The organism is Chromatium okenii, assembly GCF_016583745.1.
GTDB classification, from domain to species: domain Bacteria; phylum Pseudomonadota; class Gammaproteobacteria; order Chromatiales; family Chromatiaceae; genus Chromatium; species Chromatium okenii.
In genome coordinates this window covers 1-3,750 of record NZ_NRRQ01000067.1, presented here as the reverse complement: position 1 = coordinate 3,750, position 3,750 = coordinate 1, and the positions used below count along the sequence as shown (strand labels likewise).

4 protein-coding genes are annotated in these 3,750 nt (G+C 44.7%); all 4 read right to left on the bottom strand.

Features of this window, described 5'->3' with window-relative positions; all coding sequences use genetic code 11:
* Positions 1 to 590: KilA-N domain-containing protein (locus tag CKO12_RS13905; protein ID WP_200155324.1), on the bottom strand; the 590-nt coding region annotated here is incomplete at its 3' end.
* Between the two features lie 570 nt (positions 591 to 1,160).
* Complete coding sequence (locus CKO12_RS13900; protein WP_200155323.1) at positions 1,161 to 1,430, bottom strand: type II toxin-antitoxin system RelE family toxin; 270 nt, start codon at positions 1,428 to 1,430, stop codon at positions 1,161 to 1,163.
* A complete protein-coding gene (gene relB / locus CKO12_RS13895; RefSeq protein ID WP_200155322.1) occupies positions 1,414 to 1,641 on the bottom strand; it encodes a type II toxin-antitoxin system RelB family antitoxin in 228 nt (75 codons plus the stop codon). Before relB ends, CKO12_RS13900 begins: the two co-directional genes overlap by 17 nt.
* Positions 1,642 to 1,657: 16 nt before the next feature.
* Positions 1,658 to 3,750 (bottom strand): type ISP restriction/modification enzyme (locus CKO12_RS13890; RefSeq protein WP_338032763.1); only part of this gene is annotated, 2,093 nt, incomplete at its 5' end.

The following is a 3,750-nucleotide window of genomic DNA, read 5'->3' as shown; positions in this document are numbered from 1 at the left end:
GTGGTTGGTACTTCAAGACGCTGTAAAGCGAGATGAAAAACCTTCTCCGATAATCCCACTCCGTATAAACCATGCGCCTGCGAGCGAGATAAATAACCCTTCGGAACGCCATTGCGATGTTGCAATTCAACGTGTTCAACGCGGGATTCAAGTTGTTCGGTTTTGCGTGTAATCAAAACCTGCTGTTGTTTCAATCGGTCAATTTCAACCAGACTATGCACTAATGCCGCAAGAACTGGATCGTTCAGGGTGGGTTTTAATTTACCAGTGCGGTAATCAATGAAGGTCTGGTTGACCTTGATTCGGAATGATGGGCTGATCCAGCCAGCGTATTCAATAGCGACGAGTTCGTGGGCGAAAGTGCCGGGGTTACTGCCGCCAACTACTGTTATCAGCGGCACTGCACAGATTTGTGCACTGATAATTTCAGCAATGAAATCCTTAGCTTGCTGTGAGCGAGTCCAACTGCCGGGGCGTTTTTCATCACCAAGACCGCTGGCCTTATGAAGCGCGTTGAGGTTGTAGCGACCTTCTGAATCGACCGAAATTTCTATTCCGGCGATAACGGGGAGGGAGTTGCAGTTTTCCATTGTATTCACCTTGAATTCTGACAATCTGGCGTAACGACTACGCCGGTCGGGAGGGTCAGACGGTCAAAGTACCGCGTGGCTATTTCCAACTTTCATCGGTGTTGTATTTGCCACACTCCCGACCAGCAAAATGTGGTGGGTATTAAAAAATCGCTTGATTGACGGTTGCGAAATCCGCTTTGAGGGTCTGACGCCTCTTAAAGCGAATAAAAACACGAATGCTGCTGCGGTGTCAAGTGTGATTGCTGATGGCGATGAGACAGCGAATTGAAAGGACAATGATCTGCGCTATAAACACAGTAATGATGATGCCGGTCGGGAGGGTAGAAACGGCTATACGAGACCGCTTGTAGCTTTTCCGATTGCTCGGTTTTGTATCGCTGCAAACTCCCGACCATTGAAACCGGGTGGGCAAAAAATACCGCTTGACTGACGGGCGCGGATTCCGCGTATAGCTTCGAGGTTTCTACGCCTCTTAAAGCGAATAAAAACACGAATGCTGCTGCGGTGTCAAGTGTGATTGCTGATGTTTTTGCCTTGCAGTCAAAGAAGCATATTTTTTATTGCGGTTTAATCACGATAAATCTCGCGGCGATGTCCAATTTCAATCACTAATACGCGCAGTTTTTCATCTTCAATGGTACAAATTAAACGATAATCACCAATGCGATAACGCCACGATCCTGTTAATTGTCCCGTCAATGCTTTGCACATGCAACGGGGATTATCTGCATGAGCAATGCGTTCTTCCATTGTATCAAGAATGCGTCGCGCCACTTGCCGATCCAATTTGCGCAATTGACGTAAAGCGGCTTCGGTATATTCAATGATCCAACTCAAGTGCTTTTCTCACTGCCGCCGCAGAATAAATGGGTTCTTGACCTGTACGGACACGCTCTAAAACAGCCACAGCGCGATATTCTGTTTCCAAATCAATTAAACCCTGTTCCACAAATTCATGTAATAAAGCAGCTTTGGTCATGCCGCTGTGCATGACTAATGCGTCTAAACGTTGCTCAAACTCAGCCGATAATTCAATTGACATGCGCATTCTATTATCCTCTGCATTATTCTAACTTTGGCAGCCCCTTTACAATCGCCAGCGTCTCTAAACTCACCGTGACCACGCGCTGGAATAATTCCAACGGATAACGCGGGTTATTCATCGTTTCATGCGCCCAGTCATTCGCATCATTCACGATGCCGCTGTCTTTGTCAATTTTGACGCTTTGCCGTTCTATCACCCAATCTAATGCCGGTTTGCCATTCACCACATATTGATATGCCTCCAACGGAATCTCGCGCAGCGTGATGAAATCATTATAAATCACGGTGGTTAAATCTTTCTCTTTGCCGCATTTGCCGTATTTCATTTTGGTGACGCGATAATCAGCCGCCGTTAATGGTTTGCTGCTTTCGATTGTGAGCGGATACGGCGTGACCGTTTCATAATTGAGATGCAGCGCGGCTAATTGTCGCCCGGCGGTGCTAAATGCCCAGAAATCCGCAGCAGTTTTCACTCGCGGAATGCGCGGTAATTCTTTGCTCAAATTGTCTTTGTAGCGTTCCCGATAATCCGGCGAATGCAGCAAACCATAAATATAATAAAACAGGTCTTCTTTATTGAGCGTTGCATCTGGATAAGCCGTTTGGAAATGGTTTAACCCCGCGTCAGTAATTGCATCGCGGCGCGTGCGGGTTGATTCCGTTGCAAATAAATTGGCGTCACCCGTTGCTGGTGCTGGCTCGTCGTATAAATAGCGCGGGAAACATTGAAAACCGGCAATAAAATGAAAGTTTAGTATTTTATCGGCAATTAAATTGCTAAATCCTGTTGATTCTCCAAAACCCGTTACACAAATCACTATATTTTCCGCCGTTGCGTCGGGAAAAACGCGGGGCATTGAATAAAAACTGTGATTAAAAGTGACGCCGCCGTAATGCCACATTTTGGTAAATGGACGATAAAGTGAAGGACGTATTAACTCTTGTACAAATTTTTCTTTCTGAAATTTCTTAAACCTTGCTTGCCAGTTACCGCCGCCCCAACTAATCCGAGTTAAATCTTTTTCAACAAAAATCTGCACATCAATCTCTGTGCCGCTATTATTGATGTATTCTTTATAACGCTCAATTTCTGCATTGTAAAAATCAATCATTTGACGGCATCTGGTTATCAGTTGCGTTTTTGCAAAAGAATAAACCCAGTTATCACGACCAGAAACAATGCCACTAGAAAAAAAACTAAACAACGTGGTTTCTTCAGTAGATTTTTTAGTACCTAATAAAATAAAACTACTAAATCCGGTTGTGCGTTGATTTAACCAATCGCTATGCTGATCGGGAATAACTGACTGCCAAGCATTATTTGCAGTAATGCCCGCAACACTCACAAAAGCGTTGATTTTGTCTAATTTCTCCTCGCGGCTTAAATAATCGCCAACATCATGCACATAAATTTGACCGTGCTGCGCCGCATTCGGGTTTTTAACCAACAACAAGATTGCAATTGGCGCACGGCTGCCGCCACCAAAAATCTTACCACCTTCTTTGCGCGATAATTCGCCAGCCGTGCGTTGATTGCCGCGTAAATGAAAAATATAAATGCTGCTAAATTCTTCTGCTAAACATTGCCGTAAACCATCAGCAGAATTAGATTCTAACCAACCGGCATTAGTCACAAAACCAATAATGCCACTATCACCAATCCGATCTGATGCCCAACGAATAGCGCGAATATAACTATCATAAGCAGAACGCTTGCCACCTTTACCTTGTGATTTAGCAATATAGGTTTCAGCAATGCGTTTATCTAATCCTTTGTATTCAAGATTTGCGGCGTCATCATTGGCGCTGGCTTGTCCGGCGGAATATGGCGGATTGCCAATAATCACCCGCACCGGCAACTGTTTTTGCTTGTGTCGCCGCGAACTATTTTCAGCCAGCAGTTCATCCAATAAATCGCCTTTTTCATAAAGCTGGAACGTATCGGTTAAACAAATCCCGCCAAACGGTTGATAATTACCGCCGACTAAACTGTGATAACTGGATTCAATGTTGATTGCCGCGATGTAATATGCCAACAGCACAATTTCATTGGCGTGAATTTCGTATTGATATTTGAACGGCAATTGCTCCGGGCTAATTAAACCGCTGTGCA